Genomic DNA, 23,551 nt, shown 5'->3' on the forward strand with positions numbered 1-23,551 from the left:
GGGTAATTCTTCAGCAGTTCCTGCGCAAAGAGCCGGGGTTGTTTCTGCGTAAAGCAGGGGTGGCGGTGAAAAAAGTTCTGGCCAGCGGTGGTATCCTGCGGCCAGATGGCCAGCGAAATAAAAAAAAAGTTGGTTCGTTGATTAAAAAATCAGTGTTTTAACCCCAGAGCGTTTGCTTGCGTAGGAGAACCAGCTTCTTCTGTGCGTGAAGTACTGAGAAACCAATTTATACCACTATGAAAAAAAATCTGATTACCCCTGTTCTGTCGGCGGTGCTGGCTATGGGCCTGCTGGGCTCCTGTGTTTCCACCAAGAAATATGAAGCGGCCCTGGCCGAAAACCGGTCCCTGGTGGTGCTGCAGGATGAGCTGAACCGCCAGAAAGCCGAACTGGAAAGCGAGCGCGCCCGTCTGCAGCAGGACAAGGAGCGCCTGAACCAGGAGAAGGCCGAGCTGGAGAAAGACAAAGCCTCTACCGAAGCCTCGCTTCGTACCAACCTCAACACCAAAAGCCAGCAGGTAGACAAACTGAGCGCAGACCTGCAGGCCCGTGAGGCGCGTCTGCAGGAGATGCAGCGTATTCTGGACCAGAAAGACAAGGCGGTGAACAACCTTCGGCAGATTGTGAGCAACGCGCTGCTGGGTTTCAAAGCCTCTGACCTCACCGTTGACGTGCGCAACGGCAAAGTGTATGTGTCTCTGTCTAACCAGCTGCTGTTCAAATCTGGCAGTACCAAGGTAGACGCCCAGGGGCAGGAGGCGCTCAAGAAACTGGCCAACGTGCTCCAGAACCAGCCAGACGTGAACGTGCTGGTAGAGGGGCACACAGATGATGTGCCCGTAGCCAGAGGAACCGCCGGTATGCAAGACAACTGGGACCTGAGCGTACTGCGCGCCACTGAGATCACCCGCATTCTCACTGATGCCGGGGTGGCCCCGCAGCGCGTGACACCGTCTGGCCGCTCCAAATACGTGCCGGTTGACCCTGCCACCACCGCTGAGGCCCGCCAGAAAAACCGCCGTACCGAGATCATCTTGACCCCTAAGCTAGACGAGCTGTTCCAGATTCTGGAGCAGAACTAAGTGCCGCGAGTTCTGAGGGAAAGCCCTGCGCCGGAAAGATACCCGGGGCAGGGCTTTCTGTTTTAGGGCTGTTTTTGGGAAAACAGCCCTAAAACAGGCTTTCCCCACAGGCTTTCGCCTTACCCAGATTGGCGTTGTTTTTGCTAATTCTACTTCGGCAGGTTGTACCTGCCCCGCAGAAATACTTACATTTGGTAAGGCAACGAAGTATACGCTATGAAAAAGTTGAGAATTTTAGGCCTGTCGCTTGCGCTGATGGCTGGCCTGCAAACAGTTGGCTGGGCGCAGGAGACGAAAACTGAATCTGAGGTGGAGCAGGACCTGAAACGGCTCCGGGAATGGGTGCGCCTGCAGTCAGACAAAGTGGCCACCACCACCCGCGCCGAATGGCCCAGCGTGAAAAGCGACTTTGCCCGCCACGCAGATAAAATTGAAAGCGGGTTTCAGCAGCTCTCAGAAAATTCAAAACGCGAGTACCTGGAGCTGAAAGCCAAATTCCAGGAGCTGGAGTCAAAGCCGTTCTATGATGAGATCCCGCTGCAGGCAGAGGAGGTGCGCCTGCGCGAAAAGGAACTGCTGGGCAATTTCAGCAACATACAGTCAATCAAACCGGCCCAGATGCGTGAAGCTTATATTACGTTCATGCAAAACGTGCGCGCCAAGCGCCAGAGCTGGATTCCGCGGGACTGGGACTACGCGGAGTATATCCTGCAGAACCTGGCCAAACGCAAAGAAGCCGTTGAGGCCAACCTGACCACCCTGGATGAAATCAAAATCAGAACCCTCATTGGCGAGTTCCACACGCTGCGGTCTGGGCAGGAGTTTAAAGAAAAGCAGAAAGCCAAGTCAAAAGGATAAGCCCGGGCTCCCTGGTTTCTGTTTATCTGATTTATTATGATAACTAAGAAGTTCCCGTTTCTGGCCTGTTTTCAGAAAAACAGGCCAGAAACGGGAACTTCTTAGTTGGGTGGGTTACATGCTGTCGCGCAGCACCTGGTTTTGGGTGGTGGTAGACTTTGAGTTATTCTGTTCGCCTCTGGTGCTGGAGTTGCCCACCCCGGTCTGGGTTTTCTCTGTGGCAGTGGCCCCGGTGGTGTCATTGGGGTCAGGGTTCACAATCCCGGTCTGATTCCCGTCCAGCTGTTCAGCATTCTGATCAGCGCCTACGGTAGGCGGGGTGCCGGAACCCGAGTTGCAGGCAGACAAGCCGGCAATGCCAGCCGCCAGCGCCCATATCAATAGCTTTTTCATAGTTGTGGTTCTAGTTAGGTGGTCAATAGTTCTCTGTAAACTGGCAAACCCGCTAAAAAGTTATAGTTGAACCCCTTGCCCCGCCGGGTGGGTGGCGCCTGGGTTTATTTTACCTGGTTTTCAGAAGCAGAAATTGGTTGCCCGCAGGAAAGGGCGGTGCACAAACAGACCGAAAATTAGCTAGCTTTACCTTTGGAACAGACCGGACTGGCGGGATTGGCAGCATCAAGTGAACATCATTGACTTTCATGGCTTTAACACGAACCGCCACCTGGGCGTGGCTTCTTTCTTTTGTTTTACTGGCGGCTCCCTCGTTTGGGCAGGGACCCCGCAAACCAAATGCCGCAGATATCAGGCAGGCGCTGGAGAAACTGAACGTGCTGGGCTCGGTGCTGTACTTTGCCGCCCACCCAGATGATGAGAATACGCGCCTCATTGCGTTTTTGGCCAATGAACGCAAACTGCGCACCGGCTACCTGTCGCTCACCCGCGGCGATGGCGGCCAGAACCTCATTGGGCCTGAGATACGGGAGGAACTGGGCCTGATCAGAACGCAGGAACTGCTGCAGGCGCGCCAGATAGACGGCGGCGAGCAGTTCTTCAGCCGTGCCAATGACTTCGGGTTTTCAAAGAACCCCGCAGAGACGTTTACCATCTGGAACCGGGAGCAGGTGCTGGCAGACGCCGTCTGGACCATCAGAAAGTTCAGGCCAGATGTGATCATCACCCGCTTTTCGCCCGTTCCCGGCGGAACCCACGGGCACCATACGGCCTCGGCCATCATTGCCCAGGAGGCCTTTGAGGCCGCCGCAGACCCCAAACGCTTTCCGGAGCAGTTGAAGACCGTAGAGGTGTGGCAGGCCAGGCGCCTGGTCTGGAACACCTCGTCTTTCTTCTACGGGCAGGGGCAGAAATTTGACACTTCTAACAAGCTCACGCTGGAAACCGGCCTGTACAACCCCTTGCTGGGGAAATCTTACAATGAAATTTCGGCTGAAAGCCGAAGCATGCACAAAAGCCAGGGGTTTGGCAGCAGCGGAAGCCGCGGCGAGGCCCTGGAATATTTTGAGCACCTGAAAGGCGACCGCGCCCAATCTGACTTGGTAGAAGGCGTTACCACCACGTGGAACCGCCTCAAAGGCGGCGAAACGGTGGGCAAAATCATCTCAGAGGCCATCAGAAACTACAATCCTGCCAACCCCTCGGCTAGTGTGCCCACCTTGCTGAAGGCAACATTGGCCTTGGCCAAACTCCCTCATTCCTACTGGAAACAGGTGAAGCAGGAGGAACTGGACCAGGTCATCAAAGCCTGTCTGGGGCTGTATCTGGAGGCCACCGCGCGGGATTATTCGGCCACGCCGGGAGAGGAAGTGAACATCCAGCTGGAGGCCACCAACCGTTCTGCCGTACCCGTAACGCTTACGCAGGTGGAGTACCTCTTCGCCAAGCGCGATACGGCGGTGCAGCAGAAGCTGGAGAACGGTAAGCCGTTGATGCTACGGGCGTCTGTTCCTAATTCGCCTTCGGCGATGTATTCCCAGCCCTACTGGTTGCGACTGCCAGGCACCACGGGCATGTTCAGGGTAGACGAGCCAGAGCTGATCGGTTTGCCTGAAAACCCTGCGGCGGCCCAGGTGCGGGTGCAGGTAACGGTGCAGGGGCAGCCTTTGTCATTTACGCTCCCTGTGGTGTATAAGCGCACAGACCCGGTGGAGGGTGAGCAGTACCGACCGTTTGTGGTGACGCCGCCCGTATTTGTTAACCTCACCGAGAAAGTCTACGTCTTCCCAGATGCCCAGCCCAAACCAGTTACGGTGCGCGTGCGCGCGGGGCAGAACAGTCTGGAGGGGCAGGTCACGCTGCGGTTACCGCAAGGCTGGCGCGCGGCACCCGCCTCAGCTGATTTCAAACTGAACCAGAAAGGCGCGGAGCAAACCTTCACGTTTCAGGTGTACCCTGGCACGCAGGAAACGGAGAGCACCATCAGCGCCGCTGTCTCCACCTTGGGTAGAAATTTCACTCAGGGCCTGAAGACCATTGAATATGCCCACATCCCCACGCAGACGTTATTTCCTGAATCTGAGGCCAAAGCCGTTAAGCTGGAGATCAAGCGCAAAGGCCAGCGCATTGGCTATTTGATGGGCGCGGGAGACGAGATTCCGGCCAGCTTACAGCAGATTGGCTATACCGTAGACCAGCTGCAGGTAGATGACCTTTCTGCCGCCAACCTGCAGAAATATGACGCGGTGGTGACGGGCGTTCGGGCGTACAATACGCTGGAGCGCCTTAAGTTCCAGCAGCCGCAGCTGCTGGAGTACGTGCGCAACGGCGGAACTTTGGTGGTGCAGTACAACGTGAGCAACGGACTGGTGACCTCTGAGCTGGGGCCGTACCCCCTGAAACTCTCCAATGACCGGGTGACGGTAGAAGATGCTGAGGTCCGTTTCCTGAAGCCTGACCATGCGGTGCTAAATTCGCCCAACAAGATCACCCAGAAAGATTTCACGGGCTGGGTGCAGGAGCGTGGGCTGTATTTCCCTAATCAATGGGCGCCAGAATATGAGGCCATTTTGTCTATGAATGACCCAGGCGAAACTGCCAAGGAAGGAAGTCTGATGGTGGCCAAATACGGCAAAGGGCATTTCGTATATTCTGGGCTATCGTTCTTCCGGGAACTGCCCGCGGGCGTGCCTGGGGCGTACCGTCTGTTTGTGAACCTGCTGTCTTTGGGGAAATAGCGTTTTGGGGCTGTTTTTGAGAAAACAGGTCAAAAACGCACTGGAAGGTATAGCGTGTTCGTTGAGAGTATATTTGTAATGTAGATATGTGACTTCCAACCTCCGTTTTGTCATCCTGAAAGGATCTTGTGGGCAAATAGTAGAAATGGAGCTACGCAGAAAACTCAGCTATGCCAACCTCTTCATACCGATGGAGGTAGTAATGGAGCCGGAGAAGTACTTATCAAAAGGTACTACCGTTTGCCCACAAGATCCTTTCAGGATAACAAAAGGGGGAGAAGGTGAAAGAGGTGAAAATCTCTTTTTGGGGCTACCTTATATTCCGTTTATAAATCAGTAGATTTTCACCACCAACTATGAAAAAAGGAGACATTGACCCGCCGCCGTTCTTTAAAACCTGGACAGGCATGTACTGGCTGGTGCTGGGCGTGCTGGCGGGGTTGATCGTGCTCTTTTACCTGATCACGGAGGCCTACAGATGAGCAAGCTGGACTGGGGCGTGCTGGTGGGCACCATCGCGTTTATTGTGATCTACGGCGTCTGGAAAACCCGCCACACCCGCAACATGCAGGGCTTCCTGAAAGCCGACAACACCGAGCGCTGGTGGATGATGGGGCTTTCCATCATGGCTACCCAGGCCAGCGCTATTACTTTTCTCTCTACCCCAGGGCAGGCGTTTGATGACGGCATGCGGTTTATCCAGTTCTACTTCGGGTTGCCGCTGGCCATGGTGGTGTTGTCAATCACGGCCATTCCCATTTATTACCGCCTCAAGGTCTACACCGCCTATGAGTACTTGGAGAGCCGGTTTGACCTGAAGACCCGCTCCCTGGCGGCCTTTCTGTTTCTGTTGCAGCGGGGGCTTTCTACCGGGATTACCATTTATGCCCCGGCTATCATCCTTTCGGCCATTCTGGGCTGGAATTTAACGGCCACCATTCTCTTCATTGGCGTGGTGGTGATCTTCTACACGGTGGTGGGCGGCACCAAGGCGGTGAGCCAGACCCAGCGCCTGCAGATGACCGTGATGCTGGGCGGCATGCTGGTGGCGGCAGTGGTGGTGGTGCGGCTGTTGCCGGAAGGGGTGGGGTTTTCAGAGGCCTTGGTGGTGGCCGGTAAAATGGGCAAGCTGAACCTGGTAGACCTGAAATTCAACCCCAATGACCGTTATAACGTGTGGTCCGGGCTCATTGGCGGCTTCTTCCTTTCGTTGTCCTACTTCGGGACTGACCAAAGTCAGGTGGGGCGGTATCTGGGGGGCGAGACCATAGCGCAGAGCCGTCTGGGTTTGCTCATGAACGGTCTGGTCAAGGTGCCTATGCAGTTCCTGATCCTGCTGGTGGGGGTGCTGGTGTTTGTCTTTTACCAGTTCCACCAGCCGCCCCTGTACTTTAACCAGCAGCAGGCTGATAAGGTAAGGAACTCTGATGCTGCCCCAACGTGGCAGAAATATGAGGCGACGGCGCAGGAGGCGTTTACCGAGAAGCGCGAGGCGGCCCTTGCCTTGGTCAAAGCCCACCAGAGCCAGGATGCACCAGGGGTGGCAGAAGCGGCCCGGCGCGCCCAGCTGGCCGAAACGGCCCGGAAGTCCATCAGGGCAGAGGCGCAGGCGCTGGTGAAGGCGCACAACAACGGCGTTGACCTGAAAGATACTGACTATGTCTTCCTCACGTTTGTAACGCAGCAGCTGCCGCGGGGACTGGTGGGCCTGCTGCTGGCGGTGGTGCTGTGTGCCGCCATGGGAAGCACGGCCTCGGCATTTAGTTCGTTGGCATCTACCACGGTGGTTGATGTGTACAAACGGTCCCTGAACAAAACCGGGTCTGACCAACACTATGTCAATGCATCACGCTGGTTCACCATTGGCTGGGGCACGGTCTCCATCTTTTTCGCCCTGTTCGCCTCGCAGCTGGAAAACCTGATTCAGGCGGTGAACATTCTGGGCTCCTTGTTTTACGGCACCATTCTGGGTGTTTTTGTGGCGGCGTTTTATTTCAAGCGTTTAACAGGCAACCCGGTTTTCTGGGCGGCGGTGCTGACCCAGGGCATTATCTTTCTGCTGTACTATGCCACCCCCATTGCGTATCTCTGGTATAACCTCATTGGGTGTGTGCTGGTGGTGGTGCTGGCGTATCTGCTGCAGCCGTTGCTTAGAAAGGCCGCCACAGAGTAATGTTTTTATTTTATGATGTTTACCATGAGCAACCCTTCTTATCAAGCCATACAACAGGTCATCACCGGCCGAAGAACGATCAAACCCGCCCAGATGAACGGGCAGTACATTCCCAACGGGCAGGTTCAGGAACTGCTTGCCCTGGCTGACTGGGCCCCTACGCACGGCTACACTGAGCCATGGCGCTTTCTGGTGTACGCCCACGCAAAGGTGCAGGATTTTTGTTCGGCGCACGCCGAACTCTACAAAGCCAACACAGACCCGGAGAAGTACCTGGAGTTCAACTATGAGAAGCTGCGGCACATGGGCGACAAGGCCTCGCACGTGCTGGTGGCCTACATGCGGCGGGGCGATTTGCCTAAAATCCCCGCGCTGGAAGAGGTAGCCGCCACCTCCTGCGCTATTCAGAACCTGCTGCTGGGAGCCGCCGCCCTGGGTATTGCCAGCTATTGGGGCTCAGGGGGTATGGCCTACCGCCCGGCCATGAAAGAACTGCTTGGGCTCAGAGAGGAAGATGTGGTGCTGGGAATCTTGTACCTGGGTTATACAGACAGCCCCTGGCCTGATGGAAAGAGAACCGTGCCGTTAAAAGAGAAGGTGACGTGGGTGTAAGAAGTATCAGTTCTGTTTTAGGGCTGTTTTATGAAAAACAGGCCAGAAACGCTATTTCTTGCCTTTGATCTCTGCAAGGAGTTTCTCGTTCAGGGCTACATAATCTGCGTTGTTTTCTTTTTTGGCCAGCTCCAGTGATTTTTGGGCGGTGGCAGTGGCGCCTTTGTAGTCTTTGGCTCTAGCTTGGGCTTTGGCCTGGTAGTGCAGGTTCCAGAACTTAGGGTCTTTCTCATTGGCCAGTTTGAACCAGGTAATGGCCTGCTTCAGGTCTTTGCCGTTGTCTGCGTAGTAGTTGGCCGCTGAGGCATAGAGGGCGGGCGTCACGTTGGTGCCGTTGATCACTTTCTCCTGGATCTGGGCCATTACCTTGGTGTCAACATCTGTGGTGATTTTTACCGGCACCAGCGTGTTTTCCCACATAATGTTCATCACCCCGCTGTTGTTGGTGAGGTCAGAGAAGCCAATGGTGAAGGTTTCTGCTTTATCTGCCAGCTTTTGGGCAGGTACTTTGAACCGGACTAGGTCTTCTTCCTGCTTATACGCGGCTCCGCCGTCACCCCAGTGCTTGGTGTTTTTGTGAATCACAATGGTCCACTCGTTCTCCCCTGGCACGGTATACAGGGCGTACTGACCGGCGGGTACCTTGTTTCCTTCCAGGGTCACCTCATCAGAGAAGGTAAGTTTGGTAGAGGCGTTGGCGCCGGTTCTCCAAAGCCTGCCGTAAGGCACCAGGTCCCCAAAGATTTTGCGGCCTTTGGTGCTGGGTCTGGAGTACTCTAAGGTAACATCTGTCAACCCAACAGGTTGCTTCACCGTGGCGGTGGGGCTGGCAGCCGGCATTTTAATCTGGGCGCTGGCCGCAGATCCAATCAGCAAAAAGGCGCAGGCAACTGCCCACATCAACTTCATAGACATCATTTTTTTCATAGGTGCACTTCAATTAATTCTCCTGATTTAGGATTGTAATATTAGCAAAAAGAAACAACTCCACCTATTGGGTGGCCGTGTCCAGCCTGGCCCAGATCTGCTGTAGGGCGGGGGCGGGGGCAGGGGTAGGCTGATAAGGGTGCCGTTTCATCAGCTCCTGCAAATGGGCCAGGCGGTCTGCCGTGAGCGGGTGGGTACTTAGCAGGGCCGGCGGCTCTGCCCCAGCGGGAACCGCCTCCTGGAGCCGCTGGAACAGGCGCTGCATGCCCTGTGGCGCCAGCCGGTTGGCTTTGAGCAGCAGGAAGCCCTGTTCATCTGCCTCTTCTTCCAGGGAGCGGCTGTACTGCAGGGAGTCCAGTTGATCAGCATTCTCCAGCAGCAGGGCGGCCAGTCCGCTTATGTCATTGAACAGGAGGGAGACCAGGAGATAGGTGGAGAGGCTTCGGGCGAGGGCGCGCAGGGTGTGGCGGTGCTGGCTGTGGGCGAACTCATGCCCCAAAAGGGCGGCCAGTTCCTCAGGCGACTTCAGCCGGTTGAGCAGCCCCGTATAAACCACCAGTTGCCCGCCCGGCAGCGCGAAGGCATTGACCGTCTCCTGGTTGACCACCGTGACCTGAAGCGGATACTGGGTCACCACCCTCAGCTCCTGCAGAAAGCGGTTCACCTCTTTGGTCCGGGCCGTGTCAACGTCATTGGGGTCAACGGTCTGGGCATACAGTTGCTGCCCCAGCTTTACCTCCGCCTCCGGCGGAAGCTGGCGCACCGCCCAATCAGCGAGGGCGGGTAATACAAAGAAATAGCAGGCCAGCAGCCCGCCAATGAGCAGCAGCAGGAGCAGGTAAAGAGCAGAGCGGTTCGGTTTGGCGGCAGGCAACGCGTTTCTGTGGAACACCGCTGCCGGGTACGCCTGCCGGATGTGTTCGGCAAAGATGGGGGAAACCACCTCCAGGGCCAGTACCGGCTCCTGCCCAAATCTCAGCACGGTAAGGTCTGCCTTCCGGTAGGCGTGCGGGTGAAGCTGGGGGGCAGGCCAAAAGAGGGCGGGCTGCCGGTTCGCCTCAAACTCCAGTTTGAGACCTTCTGGCTCTGGGGTAACCTCTACGGGCACTGCCGGCAGTGAAGGGCTTTGGGTGAGCATTCCGGAATAGGAGGAGGGGTAACGCATGGCGGTCAAGGGCTGTTGAGGATGCAAGGTGCAGTTTACATTTTTTCCGGTAAAATCAGAGGCGGAAAAGCCGTGATAGCCAACTTCTGCCCTCGTTCCTGCGCCTTTGTGCCTTGGCCTTTGCCCTCAGTGCTGTTTTTGGCCTGTTTTCCCCAAAACAGGCCAAAAACAGGAAGAGGCTCTCTTGCCAAGGGAGAAGGTTGCCGCTACTGGTTCACCGGGCAATACCGTTGCTGCCCCCGCGGCCATCTGGCCTCTGCAGGAATGGTAGAAGTGAGCCACCTTGCTGTTCAGTTGCCTGCGCCGGGTTTTTCAGGAATTGCAGCGGTGACACAGAGAGAGGGTGCCATATTGGTTAGCAGCTGCATGGGTTGGCTGGGAAAGCGTTTTCGGCAGAGCCGAAAGGGAGGGCCATACCTTTTGTCTGGAAGGGCGGGAGAGATATAGCACCTGAGCGGCCAGACCCTGAGGAAAGCTGATTTCTGTTTTGGGGCTGTTTTCTGAAAAACAGCCCCAAAACAGAAATCAGGGAAGCAGGAGTGAACTGTCACCGTAGCTCAGAAAGCGGTAGCCGTTGGCCAGGGCGTGTTTGTAGACTTTTTGCCAGGTGGGGCCAATGAGGGCGGCTACCAGCAGCAGCAGCGTGCTTTGGGGCTGGTGAAAATTGGTGATCAGGCCAGTGCAGAGTTTAAAGCTGTAGCCGGGGGCAATCAAAATGCGCGTGGTGGCCTGCAGGTACGGCAGCTGGTTTTCATCCAGGTAATGCAGCAAGGCCTCCAGGGCTTCCTGCACAGACAGCGTGGTGCGTACGTCATACGGGAACCACTGGGGCAGAACCAACTCCTCCTCATCCTCGGGCGGGAGCAGGCCCAATGAAATGCCGGCACCCAGCCAGTAAAGGCTTTCCAGGGTGCGCATAGAGGTGGTGCCTACAGGAATGATGGGTTTGCCCAGGTGGTGCAGGAGCTTTTCAATCATCTGGCGGCTTACGTTCAGCTGCTCGCCGTGCATGTAATGGTACTGCATGAGGTCTGCCTTGACGGGTTTGAACGTGCCGGCGCCCACGTGCAGCGTAACAAAGGCCTGCTGGTGCCCTTGCTGCTGAATACGCTCCAGGAGCTCAGGGGTGAAGTGCAAACCGGCGGTAGGGGCCGCCACCGCCCCTTTTTCTGCGGCGTACACCGTCTGGTAACGGTCCTGGTCACTGACTTCTGCATCACGGTTCATGTACGGGGGCAGGGGCAGCAAACCAGCCTTCTCCAGAATCTCCGCAAAGGTGAGTTCGCCGGGGCTCCAGGTGAAATGAATGGCATACCCTTCCTCTGCCGGGGCCAGGCGCTCTGCCCAAAGCGTTCCGTCCTGCGGGTAAGGCCCCAGCGGCATTTCCAGGCGGCTGTCTTTCCAGCGTTTGTTGTTTCCCACCAGGCATTTCCAGACCACAGAATACGTTTGCTGCATGGCCACCTGTACCTCCCGCACCGGTTCCAGCGGCTCCAGGCAGAACAGCTCAATCATGCCGCCGGTGGCTTTCTGAAACCGAAGCCTTGCCTGTACTACCTTGGTGTCATTGAAAACCAGCATGGCCTGCGGGGGCAACACGGTAGCCAGGTCCTTGAACTGTCCGTCTGAGATCTTGCCCTGCCGGCAGAGCAGCAGGCGTGACTGGTCCCGCACCTCCAGCGGAAACTGGGCTATGCGGTCTTCTGGTAAATCATAGGTGAAATCAGTGATGGAAAGCTGTCTGGGGTGTTGGTTACTCATGCTCGTGTTATGCGAAGAAAAGACAAAGGTAGGAAGTGGAACCCAGCTACAATAGTCTGCGGCAAATGTATACAAAAACAAAATTCCTGCTGCCAAAGCAATGGTTGACCCAAAGATACTCCAGCGCCCGGCATGAGGAGGCAAGGTTTCGTTCAACCTTTAAAAAGACGCCTTGAATATAAAGGAATAGGACGAATTGAAGGGAAAGGTGAAGCTGATTGGTTCCTGGTAGGTGGGCCTGGAGCCAGACCGGGCAAGGCGGGCAAGAGCAGGTTTTAAATGGGCACCCCCTTTTGATCTGCCCCGCTCACCGGGTAAAGGCTGGCGCAGGGTCGCCCTTACTTGCTCTCTTCCTGTTCAATGTCACTTAACTCCAGCTCCAGGGCCTTGACGGAGATTTGGATCTCCCACAGGGAGAGCGCCATGGAAATCATGAGCAGGATAAGGCTCAGACCAAAGATTATTTTCCCGGCGGTTTGCCAGCCCTCATACAGAGAGAACATGCACAGCACGCAGGAGAACATGCTGCCAATACCAAAGGCCTGCATGTTCCTGATCAGCAGGAGCCGGGTGCGCAGGTTCTGGATCTGCCCAAAAATGAGGCGGTTCTGGGTGGTTTTGTACTGGTGTTTCAGGTTTCTGATCAAAGAAGCCAAGGCCATAAACCGGTTGGTGAACGCCAACAGCAACAAGGAGAGTGCCGGGAAAAGAAGGGCCGGGGTGGTGAGGGTGATTTCCATCAGGAGGCGGCGTATGAGAAACCGGTAACGTTGCTACGCATGGGTGTCCGGGTCCTCCTGGTCAAACTCCAGGTCCTGGGCCAGATCTAACGCCTCCACAATAATCTCATCTGCTTCCTCTTTAGAGGATGCGTGCAGGGTGGCCTCAAAGAGGGCCAGTACCGCCTCTGCCTCTGTGTTCACATAGAGGTCTGTGTAAAGGTCTTCAAAGAGGTGGCTTTTCTGCTGAATGGTTTTGTCAATTTCAGCTACGTTGCCGGCTGCCAGCGCCTGCTGGAGCAGGTCCCGCACCTCCTGGCTGTCTTCGTCGCCGCCCAGGTCCATGAGCAGTTGCATGAGCAGGATCCCAATGCCCAGGCGCAGCCGCTCAAACCGGTAGCTGATCTCCTCCTGGCTTTTGCGGCCGGGCCTCGCGTCTTTGAACGCCTGGTTCAGGTCTTGGTACAACGGGGAAAGCTGGGGTTGTAAAGAAGCGTGGTCTTGGGTAAGAACCAGATCCACCAACTGCTGATAGTGTGAGGCGCTCATGCGTGCAAGGAATAAGGTGCTGAAACAGGTTTTTGTGCCGGCCTTGGCCAACTGGCGGGGCAAGTTAGGAAAAGAACGGATGCGTTTTAGCCTTGGTTTTCTAAAAACAGCTCAAAAACAGCCGGTGCCTCCCTATCTAAGGGAGGCACCGGCAGAAACAGGCTCTTATCTGGCAGACGCGCCGCTAATGATAGACCCAAAGAAGATACTGTTCAGGAAAAGTTTGTTGGTGCCGTACCAGAACGCCCTGAAATTGGGGTTGTCAATGATGCCAATCACCCGGCCGTTGCCCACCGCTGACACGCCAATGGCCGCAGAATTCTTGATTCTGGCATAGTTCTGTTTGCTGATGTAGCCCGCTTGCAACGGTTCAGCGGTGTACATCAGCGGATTGGCAAAAGGATTGGCCACCCGCTCCAGTGACAGGCTGCTGTTTCTGAAGATGCTCAACAGCGGTTGGGTGTAGCCGTAGCCCAGCGGATGGGTCAGGTCTAACCGGGTCTCAAAGATGGCACCGCCTATTTCCTGCGCGCCCTGCGTGTTCTGGAGGTCAGCGTAAGCCAGCTGGCTGCCCCTGGTGTCTCCATTGCCGGTGCCGCTTCTAAACGTGAAGTCTCCTATCTTGTTGTCAGCTAGCCATTTCACGGCATTGCCGGTGGCAAGAAGGGTGCCGCCCGCCTGCACCCAGGCGCGCAGTTTGTCACGGGAGGCGGTGGTGAGGTCGTTAAAGGAGCCGTCTGGCAGAATGAGGGTGGTGTAGCGGTTCAGGCTGGCCCGGTTAAAGCGGTCCTGGTTGAGCAGCGTCAAGGGCATCCCGAAGCGGTCATCCAGCAGGTGCCAGATTTCGCCGGCGTCCAGATACCCAACCCCGTCGCCCACCACCATGGCCACCTTAGGCGTTGAAAGCCCCAGCATGTTAGGGCTGCCCAATTTGATTCCCTTGCCGCTCAGGCCGGAGCCCAGGCTGTGCAGGGTGATGCCGTCTTCCTGCGCCACAGCCTGCAGGCGGGTGTGCAGCGCCTCCGGGGAAAGCGGTTGCCCTGCGGCCGAAATCAGAATTGTGCCGTACCCAAACTCTTTCCCCTCCGGGGAGGTGAACGGGCTGGTGGCCACCCGCGTCTGGATTCCCTGCCTCTGCAGCTTGTACAGTGCCCGCGGTGCGTAATAGCCGGTCCATTCAAACGCATAGGCATAGGCGGGAGAGCCGCCCTCCAGTTTGCCGGTTGGCCTCACCACTTTTTCCACCCGGGGGCCAAACGCCTGGGTGTTGTTCAAGGGCGCGTACGCTAAATCAAACGCCAGCGGAAACGTCCAGGCAGAAATATCATAGAAGAGGCTGTCCTGAAAGGTGGTGCGTTTCTCAAACATGGCCAGAATGAGCTTGTACTGCGGTTGTTCCAGCGGTACAATAAAGGCGTTCTCTGGGGTGTAGGTGGCTTTGCCAAGGGTAATGTTCTGCTTAGGCCGGTGTAACCGAATCTGGTGCTGCTGCATGATCTCGGCCAGGTGGTACGCCCGCATGGGATCCTGTTCAGCACTGAAGATATAGCCTTTCACCTTGTCTCTGGCGGCTTCTTTGACTGCTTGCTGGTAAAAAGTGCGCTGGTGTTCCAGCAACTCTTCCCGCAGGTTGACAGCCGCCTCTAAACTGGAGAGGGTGGTGGTGAACTGGTTTCTGATGGTAAAGGGGAACGTGAGCACCCCGTTTACACTCTCCTGCGCATGGCCGCGGGAGCTGGCCTGCTCAAACAAGATGCCAATGGCGCCGTTCACATCTGGGTAGGTAGAGCCCTTCCCGTAGTAGAAGTCATCATAATCCTGTTCTGTATAGTACAGCGAGCCAATCTTGTCCAGGGCCCTGGCGTGATAGGTGCCAATCTTTTGCGTGAGCTTGAAATTGCTAAGCGGCGTGAGCGGGTGGTTCCGGCTGGGTACGCCCGGCTGGAAGAAAAACGTGGAGTTGGTGCCCATCTCGTGGTGATCGGTTAGCAGGTTGGGCTTCCACTCGTGGAACTTGGCCAAGCGCCCTCTGGACTCCGGGTGCTGCAGCGGGAGCCAGTCGCGGTTCAGGTCAAACCAGTAGTGGTTTGTGCGCCCGCCCGGCCAGGTTTCTGAGAACTCCCGGTGGTTGGGGTCTGTGACCAGGTTTTTGCCGCGGTTGGCGTTCACCCACGTAGAGAACCGCTGCAGGCCGTCTGGGTTAATGCTTGGGTCTACCAGAATAACTGTTTGGCGCAGCAGGTTGTCTATTTCAGGGCCCTGGGCCGCCGCCAGGTGGTAGACCGCCAGCAAAGATGCGTTTGTGCCGCTGGGTTCGTTCCCGTGTACGCTGTAGCCCATCCAGACCACCGCGGGCATATCTTTCAGGCTCAGTTTGCCTGAGACAGCGGGATCAGTGAGCTGCTGGTGCTGCGCCTTGATCTGGTCCAGGTTCTGGTGGTTCTCTTTAGAGGTAATAGTGAGCAGTACCAGCGGGCGGTTCTCATGGGTGCGGCCGTATTCAGTAAGAGTGAGGCGGTCAGAGACAAAATCTACCACTCGCAGGTAGTTGAGCAGCTGGTCATGGGTCACATGCCATTCACCCACCTCATACCCCAGCACCTGTTTGGGGGTGGGGATTTTCTGGTCATAGCTGAGGTGGGCAGGAAGGTAGTAGGAGAGGGTGGGCTGGGCAAAAGCGGGCAGGCAGAACCCTACACAAACCAGATGGATCAGGATCAGAAGCTTCTTCATGAAGAATAGAAAGGGTGGCAGAAAAGGAAGAATTGGCCAATGCAAGATGGGGGCAATTTTCCCATTTCGCAAGTACCTTTTGTGAACCTGGGGGAGCAGGGGGAGATTTCCTGCTTTGTATAAAATATCTTATATTGAACGGGTTATACTGTTGCTGATCTGGTCTATGTGGCTTCTTAGGGGAGTACTCTTCTGCTGCACGCTCTACTGCCTCCTGCAGGGTGGTCTGGCTGTGGCGCAGCCAGAGCAAAAAGCGGTAGAGGAACTGCAGTTTCCGGCGGGCCGGAACAAGGTGCGCATCCCGTTCAAACTGATCCATAACCTGATCATTGTGCCGGTGCAGATCAATGGTTCAAAGCCCCTTTATTTTGTGGTAGATACCGGGGTAGACCGGGTGTTGCTGTTTGAACTGGGCGTAACCGATACCATTTCCCTGAACAATGTGGAGCACCTCACGCTGCGGGGGCTGGGGAAGGGGGAAGGCCTTAAGGCGTTTGCCTCAGTGGGGAATAAGATTAAAATAGCCGGGGTGGAGGCCTCTAACCAGGAACTGTTAATTCTGGAGGAAAACGTGTTTGACCTGTCTTACCGCCTGGGGGTGAATGTGAATGGCATCATTGGCTACCCGTTGTTCAAAAATTTTGTGGTGGAGATAGATTACGCCAACGGCTATCTTACACTTTACAAACCCGGTAAATACCCCCAAAACAAGAAGAAGCGCTTTACAGAGGTCCCGCTCATGATTGAAGGGGCAAAACCCTACCTGAACGCAGAGGCTGTTTTCCCCAGCGGGCTGAGGCAACCCGTCAAGCTGATTATTGACAGCGGTATGAGTACGTCGGTGATGCTGTACCCCCCAACCCTGAACGGGGCAATTCTGCCCAGCCCCACTATCTCCGCGTATCTGGGCCGGGGGCTCAACGGCGATATCTTAGGGGAAATTGGCAGAATCCAGGCGTTGCACATTGGCGGGTACCGGCTGCACAAACCCGCGGCTTCTTTTCCAGACACGGTTTCCATCAGGCACGCGTTAGGCATGAACAACCGCAACGGGAACCTGGGCGCAGATGTGCTGCAGCGGTTTAAAGTGGTCTTTGATTACGGAAACGCCACCATGCTGCTTTCCCCCAATTTCAAGTACAAAAAGCCCTTTTATTTCAACCTCAGCGGCATGGAGCTGAGCTCTCCCATTCCGGGGTTGAATTACTACACCATTTCTGAGGTGATTCCAGACTCCCCGGCCCATGTTGCCGGTTTAAAGGCGGGAGACGCCCTGGTTACCATCAACGGCATAAAAGTGGCAGACAAATCGCTGGCCGAGGTGCTTCATTTCTTTCAGAGCAGACCCGGGAGAAACCTGAGGTTGCAGGTGAGAAGAGACACAGAAGCATTTGAAACCACCCTTACCTTGCGGGATGTCATCTAATCAGGCGTGTTTCTGTTTTCGGCCTGTTTTCTGAAAAACAGGCCGAAAACAGAAATCTTATTTGGGGTTGATGAACTGGTAAACGGCAGAGAAGTCTTCACCGGCCAAACCCGCTTGTTTGGCCTGGGCAAACAGTTCTTTTGCCGCATGCAGGAACGGCAGCGCAATCTCCTGCTCATAGGCCGTGACACCGGCCAGGTGCAGGTCTTTATGCATCCATTCCAGCGGGAACTCAGGGCTGAAATCACGGGAGAGGAGTTTGTTTTCCTTCCCTTTCAGGAAAGGGGCGCCGCCGGGGCCATTGAGCAGGGTCTGGCAAAGGGTTTCTTCTGTCATGCCCAGGTAGGTGCCCAGTTTCAGGGCTTCAGCAAACGCCACCATGATCTGCCCAAAGAGCATGTTGTTCACCATCTTCATGCTGGCGCCCTGCCCGTGGCCGCCAATGTGTAAAACAGCTTTGCCCATGGCGTCCAGCAGCGGCCTGATCTCAGTAATGTCATTTTCTTCGCCCCCAATCAGGAAAACCAATTGCCCGTTCTCTGCCGGGGCCAGGGAGCCGGAAACGGGCGCGTCCAGAAAGCGGTGCCCCATTTTGAGCGCCGCTTTGGCCATCTGGCGGGAGAAAGACGGGTTCACGGTGCTGCAGTCTACCCAGAGCGAATGGCCGGGGAGCTCCTTCAGGAAACCCTGCTGGCCCAGCGCCACCTCCTGCACCGCCTCCGGGGTGGACAGCATGGTGAACACCAGACGGCACTGGCGCCCCACCTCTTCCGGTGACGGCGCCAGTACCGCCCCCGCCTTCACCAGCGCCTCTGCCTTGTCTGGGGTGCGGTTGAAGACTACCAGTTCATGCCCCGCTTTCTGCAGGTTGGCGGCCATTCGGCTGCCCATGATGCCTAATCCTATAAATCCTATTTTCATGTTTGCTTAATTGATATGACACTAAGTAATACGTTGGGGCGGGCTAAAGCAAACCGTTTTCTTGCCGGCGTTTTCTGTTTTGAGGCTGTTTTCTGAAAAACAGGCCGAAAACAGGAAATTACAGCTCAGATGGATGGCTGAAGTTTTCCGTTTCCTCAAAAAGAGCTAAACTTACCGCAGGTTGCCTCTCTGCCACAAAATGCTGTAAGGTTTTGATGGTGGGAGCGACTCTTATTACCTATGCCCGCCCCCCGGAAGCGCGGGTGCGTACCTCTACCTTTACCATACCCCATGAACCTGAAAAAGTACCTTGCCCTCTCCCTGGTAGCCCTGCCGCTGTCAGGAGCCTTCGCCCAAAAAGACATTCAGCAGCAAGACGTGGAGCGCATCATCAAAACCCTGGCCTCAGATGAGATGCGGGGGCGCCAGACCTTCACGCCCGGCATAGACAAGGCCGCTGATTTCATCTCTGCTGAATTTAAGAAGATTGGCCTCCAGCCGCTGGCCGGTGACACTGATTTCAAGCAGGAGTTCAAGATGTTCAGGCTGAAGCCGGAGAAGGCCACCGTGGAGATCAATGACAAGGACCTGAAGCCGGAGGAGTTTTTCTACACCACCGGGCACCGCAAGTTTGAGTGGGAGGAAAAAGCGCCCCAGCCGGTGTTCATTGGGGAGAACGATGATTTCAGAAAAGCCTTTGGCGCCGCCATGCGGGGGGAGAAAGATGCTTTGATTGTGGTGCACCCCAAGCATGAGGCCATGTTCAAACGCTATGCCGGTTTCTTTAAGCAGTCAAGCCCGGTAATGGAAATAGGCAAAGGGGCTACCCATGTCTTTGTGCTGTCTCCGCTCACCTCGCTCTCCTCGTTTGAGGTAGAAATCAAGAATGAGGTAGAGGAGCTGTCCCTGGCCAATGTGGCGGGCATGATCCCGGGCAAGCGTGCCCAGGAGTACCTGGTTTTCTCCGGTCACTATGACCACATTGGCATTCTGAAACCGGTGGCGGGTGACTCCATTGCCAACGGCGCTGATGATGACGCCTCTGGGACTACCGCGGTGATCACCCTTGCCAAACACTTTAAGAAGCAACCCAAACCAGAGCGCACGCTGATCTTTGTGGCCTTCACCGCCGAGGAGATAGGCGGCTTTGGGTCGCAGTATTTCTCTAAGCAGCTGAACCCAGATGAGATTGTGGCCATGTTCAACATTGAGATGATTGGCAAAGGCTCTAAGTTTGGCCCGAACAGCGCCTACGTTACCGGCTTTGAAAAATCTGACTTCGGTACGTTGCTGCAGCAGGCGGTGAAAGGTACCACTTACAGCTTCCACCCAGACCCGTACCCAGACCAGAACCTGTTCTACCGCTCAGACAACGCTACCCTGGCTAAATTGGGAGTGCCGGCGCACACCATTTCCTCCGTGCAGATTGACCAGGACAAACTTTACCACTCTGTAGATGATGAGGTGGAGAGCCTGGACATGGCGCACATGACCAATATGATCAAGGCCATTGCCATGGGCGCGAAAGATTTTGTGCAAGGCAAAAAGACGCCTAAACGAGTAGATAAGGCACAGGTGCAGTAAGGTAGGGCATTGTCTGTCAGACAGAAGGCATACGCCGTACGCCACAAGACTCAAGACATAGGGAAGCTTCCGTTTTTGCGCTACTTTCTGGAAAAGAGGCCAAAAACGGAAGCTTTTCTTTTTACGCTTTGGTACTATAAGGTGACCCCCGCGAGGGCTACACCCTGAATATCTTTTGATGCTGCACCTCCCTCTCTTTCAACATCTTCTTTCTGTCATTCTCCAAAGATCTTATAGGCAAGCGAGTGAGGCAGTGATGTACTGGTTTTGCCATTCGTGAACAAGATCATTTCAGGAGGAAAACTGAAGAATGCTTCTAAAAAGCCTGGGCTCCGGCACAATTCCTGTGCGCATGCAGACAACCTTTGGAAAGGGAGACAATCTGCTACAGAACCTATGTTCAAAAATAAGGGAAAGAGCAGCAAGGAAGAGCCTGTTGCTGGGACTTGTGCAATACAGGCTCCCAAAGAAGTGGTTTAATTCCTGATTCCAGGTTAAAGAGAAACCCGCCTGTTTTCCGCCTGTTTTTCTGACAATACTTCGGACAATTTTAAAAGGCAAAAAGAGGCTTTAGAGGCTATAAATGGGGTTTAAGTAATTAAATGGCAGTTAGGTATTTCCCAAAATGGAGAAAAAACATTGGATGCTAAACCTATACATGCCCTCAAACGCTACAAACGCACTTTTTCTACTCATCTAAACTGTCCGAAGTATTGTCTGAAAAACAGGCCGAAAACAGGCGGCATTTTTTTAAGTACGGTTAGAAATTCCCTCTCACGGTGAGCACCAGATTTCTGCCCGGGGCACTGACGCCAGAGGCATACACCCGGTAAAACCTATCCAGGATATTTTCCAGCGCGGCCTGTAGCTGCACGCGCGGGTGCAGCTGGTAAGCGGTTCTCAGGTTGAGCGTGTACCAGGCCGGTACGCCTTCTGGGGTAGCGTACTGCAGATTGTCTTCCCCCACTGGGTTGTAGTCTTTCAGCCGCTTCCAGCCGTTGTACTGCACAAAGAACTCAGACCTAAACTTGGGCAGGGTCAGGAAAAAACTGGTCTTGCCAAATACCGGCGGAATGTGGTCCAGCGGCATCTCGCCGGGCTCCGCCTGCAGACGGCCGTAGGTGTAGGTGAGGGTGGAGGTAATCCGGAAGGCCTGGGTGACATCTGCAGACAGCGAGCCGCTGAACCCGTAAATGTAGGCTCTGTTGGCGTTCACATTGGCCGTGACTACACTGGTTTGTCCGTTGTATTCTATGGTAGGTTGGCCCTGAAACAGAAACGGCTGGGTGGTGATGGCGTCACGGTACCAGGTGTAAAAGCCCACCCCCTCCACGCGCACGCTTTGGGCCACGGTTTTGCCAATAGAAAGTTCTGCGTTGTAGGTGAGCTCAGGCTTCAGGTCTGGGTTAGGCACAATCAGCTGGCCGGGCACTGACTCAAACACCTTGCCCAGGTCATCTACGTTGGGTGCCCTGAACCCGGAGGAGGCCACCGCGGCCAGCCGCCATTCCCGCCCCGGCTGAAAGACGAGCCCCAGGTTTCCGTTCACGGCGGTGTTCTTCTGTTGCACTTCCTGGAAAGGGAAGGGGAAAAAGGCCTTGTCACGGGAGAAATCTGCGTTCAGCGCTACTCGGCTCAGCCTGATCCCGTCAGAAAGAATCCAGCGGGGGCTGATTTCCCAGGTGTGGGTAAAATAGGCGGCGGCGGTGCGCATGTCTGACCCGCCGCTGGGGTAGCGGGTATCTAACGGTTGCTGTTCTCCTGTATCTATATGGATGCCGTGGGCATTGGAGGAAACCTCATGATTGCTTCCCTCCAGTCCATAGCGTAGCTCATGCTCCCCCAAAAGACGGCTGGCATCTGCGTTGAGGGTGAAAATATCTACGTGCTCAAAACGGTTCTGACGCAACCTCTTGCCAAAGCCGCGGTTATGCCTGCTTTCCTCTACGCTTTGATATGCAGCTGTAACTCGCAGGTTCTCTAGCCAGCCTTTGCCTTGGGTAGCGAAGGTGTACGCTGCGAGCCAGCGTTCCTGTGGGCCATAGTACCATTCTGCCTGCTTGAGATTCCCTTTCCCGTCTACTTCTGTTAAACGGTCATACCGGGGTATGTCTGAAGACGTGGAGAACTGTACGTTCAGTAAATGGGACGTGGTGGGCGATGCCTGGAACAGAATCTTCTGCAGCACATCATACTGCCGGTACCCGCTCTGCTGCTGCACGTTGATGTTTTTATTGGGCACCCTCACATCCTGCCCGTTTTGCCGCTGTGCGTAGAATGGGCGCAAACCCCAGGTGCCGTAAAAAGGATCACGGTTAGCACCCTGCCTCAGATCATCAAAATCAGAAAAGGTAAGACTGGTGAAACTCCCCCATCGGCGGCCGCCGATGGAAATGTCTGCGTGCGCCGTTTTCTCCTGGTTGGCGGTGGCGTACCTTAGAAAAGCCCCGCCGTTCACCCGCGGGCCAGCGCTATCTGCCAGTGTTGGGTTTTTGGTGTAGAAATGCATGACCCCGCCCAGCGCATCTGACCCGTACACCACTGACCCCGGCCCGAACACAACTTCTACCTTCTCCAGGGCGGCATTGTCTACGGTGATCACATTCTGGAGGTGGCCGCCGCGGTAGATGGCATTGTTCAGGCGCACGCCGTCAATGACCATGAGCACCTTGTTCGCTTCAAAGCCCCGCAGAATAGGGCTTCCGCCGCCGGCCTGGCTTTTCTGCACCAGTACCTGCCCGCTCTGCTGCAACACATCTGCGGTGGTGGGGTTGCTCTGGAATTCCAGCTCCCGCGCTTTGAGCACTTCTATCTGCTGGGCCACGTCTATGCGTTTCTCCTCAAACTTGCTGGCAGAGATGACCACTTCGTCAAGTGAATAGCTTTTCTCAGTGAGCAGCACGCGGTACGCCTGGGCCTGAAGCTGACGTACCGCATGCGTGCGGGGCTGGTAGTCTGACCGCTCCAGCCGCAGACTGTCTGTTGCCCGGAACAGATCAAGGTTGAACTGGCCCTTGCCATTGGTCATTAAGACGGCCCCGCCTTGTGTGGGAGTGACCCGCACCCCCGCCAGAGGCTGCAGGCTGCCTTTGTCTAGCACGGTCACTGTCTGGGCGGCTGCCCCAAAAGTAAGGGCCAGCGAGAGTAGAAGTAAAATTGGTTTCATAAGCCGGTGTAAGAGCATGCTTAAATTTGTCTTTTGCGCTGCAAACGGGTATCAAAAGAACCTGGCTTCGCCTTTTTCCCGCACCATAGCGGGGCGTATGCTGCTCAAATAACGCTATAGAAGAACCTTTCGCTCCCCGTTTCCGCTTGCAAAATCAAAATTTAAACAGGCTCTAAGGGGGAGGGAATAGTGGTTAAAGGGCCAGTACCATTTTGATATCAGCGCGCTTGTATTCTCTGAGCTCATCAGGCACCTCCTGAAAACCCAGGTTGCGGTACAGGTGCAAGGCCGTCTCCAGCTTGCGGTTTGAGAGCAGGAATAGGGTTCTGGCACCCAGGCCGCGGGCTGTCCGGATGGCGGCTTCCCCCAGCCTACGGCCAATTTTAAGGCCCTGAACCTTGTCAGTGACCGCCATTTTGGCGAGCTCGTAGGTGGTGTGGTCAACTTTGAGCAAAGCACAGGTACCTACCAACTCACCCTGGTAATCGGCCATGAAAATATGTCCGCCCCTGGCAATGATGTAGCCGTCTGGGTCGCCTAAAGATTGGTGGTCTAGTTCCTCCATTTCAAAGTACCGCTCAATCCAGGCCTGGTTGAGGGCTTTGAAGGCGGGGGCATGGGCAGGTACGTAGTCTATGATAGTGACAGGGGCACCGGGGGTAGGGGTAGGCATAAAGTTGAGACGCAAGAAACTGGCCAAAGATACAGATCCTTCTTCCTGTTTTCGGCCTGTTTTCTGAAAAA

The 23,551-nt window shown here is 55.5% G+C and carries 18 protein-coding genes; 8 read left to right on the forward strand and 10 right to left on the reverse strand.

Annotated elements, in window-relative coordinates; translation table 11 throughout:
- The first annotated feature begins 236 nt into the window (after positions 1–236).
- Positions 237–1,082 carry an OmpA/MotB family protein gene (locus tag FHS90_RS02110; protein WP_066837329.1) on the forward strand — a complete coding sequence of 282 codons (846 nt, stop codon included), beginning with the start codon at positions 237–239 and terminating at the stop codon, positions 1,080–1,082.
- A gap of 216 nt (positions 1,083–1,298) precedes the next feature.
- Entirely contained in the window at positions 1,299–1,940 is a 642-nt protein-coding gene (locus FHS90_RS02115; RefSeq protein WP_182511396.1) for a hypothetical protein, read from the forward strand.
- Positions 1,941–2,054: 114 nt separating this feature from the next.
- Here FHS90_RS02115 and FHS90_RS02120 read toward each other — a convergent pair whose 3' ends face one another.
- Complete coding sequence (locus FHS90_RS02120; protein WP_182511398.1) at positions 2,055–2,333, reverse strand: hypothetical protein; 279 nt, start codon at positions 2,331–2,333, stop codon at positions 2,055–2,057.
- A 248-nt stretch (positions 2,334–2,581) separates the two neighbouring features.
- On the opposite strand from FHS90_RS02120, the gene FHS90_RS02125 reads away from it, so the two are divergent.
- The 4 genes from FHS90_RS02125 to FHS90_RS02135 all read left to right on the forward strand — a co-directional run bounded on the left by FHS90_RS02125 (position 2,582) and on the right by FHS90_RS02135 (position 7,856).
- Positions 2,582–5,071, forward strand: coding sequence for a PIG-L family deacetylase (locus FHS90_RS02125; RefSeq protein WP_182511400.1), 2,490 nt, complete (start codon positions 2,582–2,584; stop codon positions 5,069–5,071).
- Between the two features lie 356 nt (positions 5,072–5,427).
- The gene (locus FHS90_RS22560; protein WP_277620028.1) at positions 5,428–5,553 is read left to right on the forward strand and encodes a hypothetical protein; all 126 of its coding nucleotides are present in this window, start codon (positions 5,428–5,430) and stop codon (positions 5,551–5,553) included.
- Positions 5,550–7,244 carry a sodium:solute symporter family transporter gene (locus tag FHS90_RS02130; protein WP_182511402.1) on the forward strand — a complete coding sequence of 565 codons (1,695 nt, stop codon included), beginning with the start codon at positions 5,550–5,552 and terminating at the stop codon, positions 7,242–7,244. The genes FHS90_RS22560 and FHS90_RS02130 overlap by 4 nt, the downstream gene beginning before the upstream one ends.
- Positions 7,245–7,268: 24 nt before the next feature.
- Positions 7,269–7,856 (forward strand): nitroreductase family protein, encoded by a 588-nt coding sequence (locus FHS90_RS02135; RefSeq protein ID WP_182511404.1) that lies wholly within the window; start codon positions 7,269–7,271, stop codon positions 7,854–7,856.
- 51 nt (positions 7,857–7,907) lie between these two features.
- Here the strand turns inward: FHS90_RS02135 and FHS90_RS02140 are convergent, their stop codons facing one another.
- The 6 genes from FHS90_RS02140 to FHS90_RS02165 all read right to left on the reverse strand — a co-directional run bounded on the left by FHS90_RS02140 (position 7,908) and on the right by FHS90_RS02165 (position 15,710).
- On the reverse strand, positions 7,908–8,783 hold the full coding sequence (locus FHS90_RS02140; RefSeq protein WP_182511406.1) for a DUF2911 domain-containing protein: 876 nt from the start codon (positions 8,781–8,783) through the stop codon (positions 7,908–7,910).
- A 64-nt stretch (positions 8,784–8,847) separates the two neighbouring features.
- Positions 8,848–9,948, reverse strand: coding sequence for a M48 family metallopeptidase (locus FHS90_RS02145; protein ID WP_182511407.1), 1,101 nt, complete (start codon positions 9,946–9,948; stop codon positions 8,848–8,850).
- Positions 9,949–10,473: 525 nt separating this feature from the next.
- On the reverse strand, positions 10,474–11,709 hold the full coding sequence (locus FHS90_RS02150; RefSeq protein ID WP_182511409.1) for an S-adenosylmethionine:tRNA ribosyltransferase-isomerase: 1,236 nt from the start codon (positions 11,707–11,709) through the stop codon (positions 10,474–10,476).
- 338 nt (positions 11,710–12,047) lie between these two features.
- Positions 12,048–12,449: a DUF2721 domain-containing protein gene (locus tag FHS90_RS02155; RefSeq protein WP_066838981.1), complete on the reverse strand. Its 402-nt coding sequence runs from the start codon at positions 12,447–12,449 to the stop codon at positions 12,048–12,050.
- 33 nt (positions 12,450–12,482) lie between these two features.
- Positions 12,483–12,977: a hypothetical protein gene (locus FHS90_RS02160; protein ID WP_153042849.1), complete on the reverse strand. Its 495-nt coding sequence runs from the start codon at positions 12,975–12,977 to the stop codon at positions 12,483–12,485.
- A gap of 165 nt (positions 12,978–13,142) precedes the next feature.
- The gene (locus FHS90_RS02165) at positions 13,143–15,710 is read right to left on the reverse strand and encodes a M14 family metallopeptidase (protein WP_182511411.1); all 2,568 of its coding nucleotides are present in this window, start codon (positions 15,708–15,710) and stop codon (positions 13,143–13,145) included.
- A 166-nt stretch (positions 15,711–15,876) separates the two neighbouring features.
- On the opposite strand from FHS90_RS02165, the gene FHS90_RS02170 reads away from it, so the two are divergent.
- Positions 15,877–17,136 (forward strand): aspartyl protease family protein, encoded by a 1,260-nt coding sequence (locus FHS90_RS02170; RefSeq protein WP_066839005.1) that lies wholly within the window; start codon positions 15,877–15,879, stop codon positions 17,134–17,136.
- 57 nt (positions 17,137–17,193) lie between these two features.
- On the opposite strand, the gene FHS90_RS02175 is transcribed toward FHS90_RS02170, so the two are convergent.
- Complete coding sequence (locus FHS90_RS02175; protein WP_182511413.1) at positions 17,194–18,057, reverse strand: NAD(P)-dependent oxidoreductase; 864 nt, start codon at positions 18,055–18,057, stop codon at positions 17,194–17,196.
- 291 nt (positions 18,058–18,348) lie between these two features.
- On the opposite strand from FHS90_RS02175, the gene FHS90_RS02180 reads away from it, so the two are divergent.
- Positions 18,349–19,641 carry a M20/M25/M40 family metallo-hydrolase gene (locus FHS90_RS02180; RefSeq protein ID WP_182511415.1) on the forward strand — a complete coding sequence of 431 codons (1,293 nt, stop codon included), beginning with the start codon at positions 18,349–18,351 and terminating at the stop codon, positions 19,639–19,641.
- Between the two features lie 760 nt (positions 19,642–20,401).
- On the opposite strand, the gene FHS90_RS02185 is transcribed toward FHS90_RS02180, so the two are convergent.
- Positions 20,402–22,807 carry a TonB-dependent receptor gene (locus FHS90_RS02185; protein ID WP_182511417.1) on the reverse strand — a complete coding sequence of 802 codons (2,406 nt, stop codon included), beginning with the start codon at positions 22,805–22,807 and terminating at the stop codon, positions 20,402–20,404.
- A gap of 193 nt (positions 22,808–23,000) precedes the next feature.
- Positions 23,001–23,480, reverse strand: a complete 480-nt coding sequence (locus tag FHS90_RS02190) for a GNAT family N-acetyltransferase (RefSeq protein WP_182511419.1) — start codon at positions 23,478–23,480, stop codon at positions 23,001–23,003.
- Positions 23,481–23,551: the final 71 nt, after the last annotated feature.

Origin of the sequence: Rufibacter ruber, assembly GCF_014138425.1 — a bacterium.
Lineage (GTDB): Bacteria > Bacteroidota > Bacteroidia > Cytophagales > Hymenobacteraceae > Nibribacter > Nibribacter ruber_C.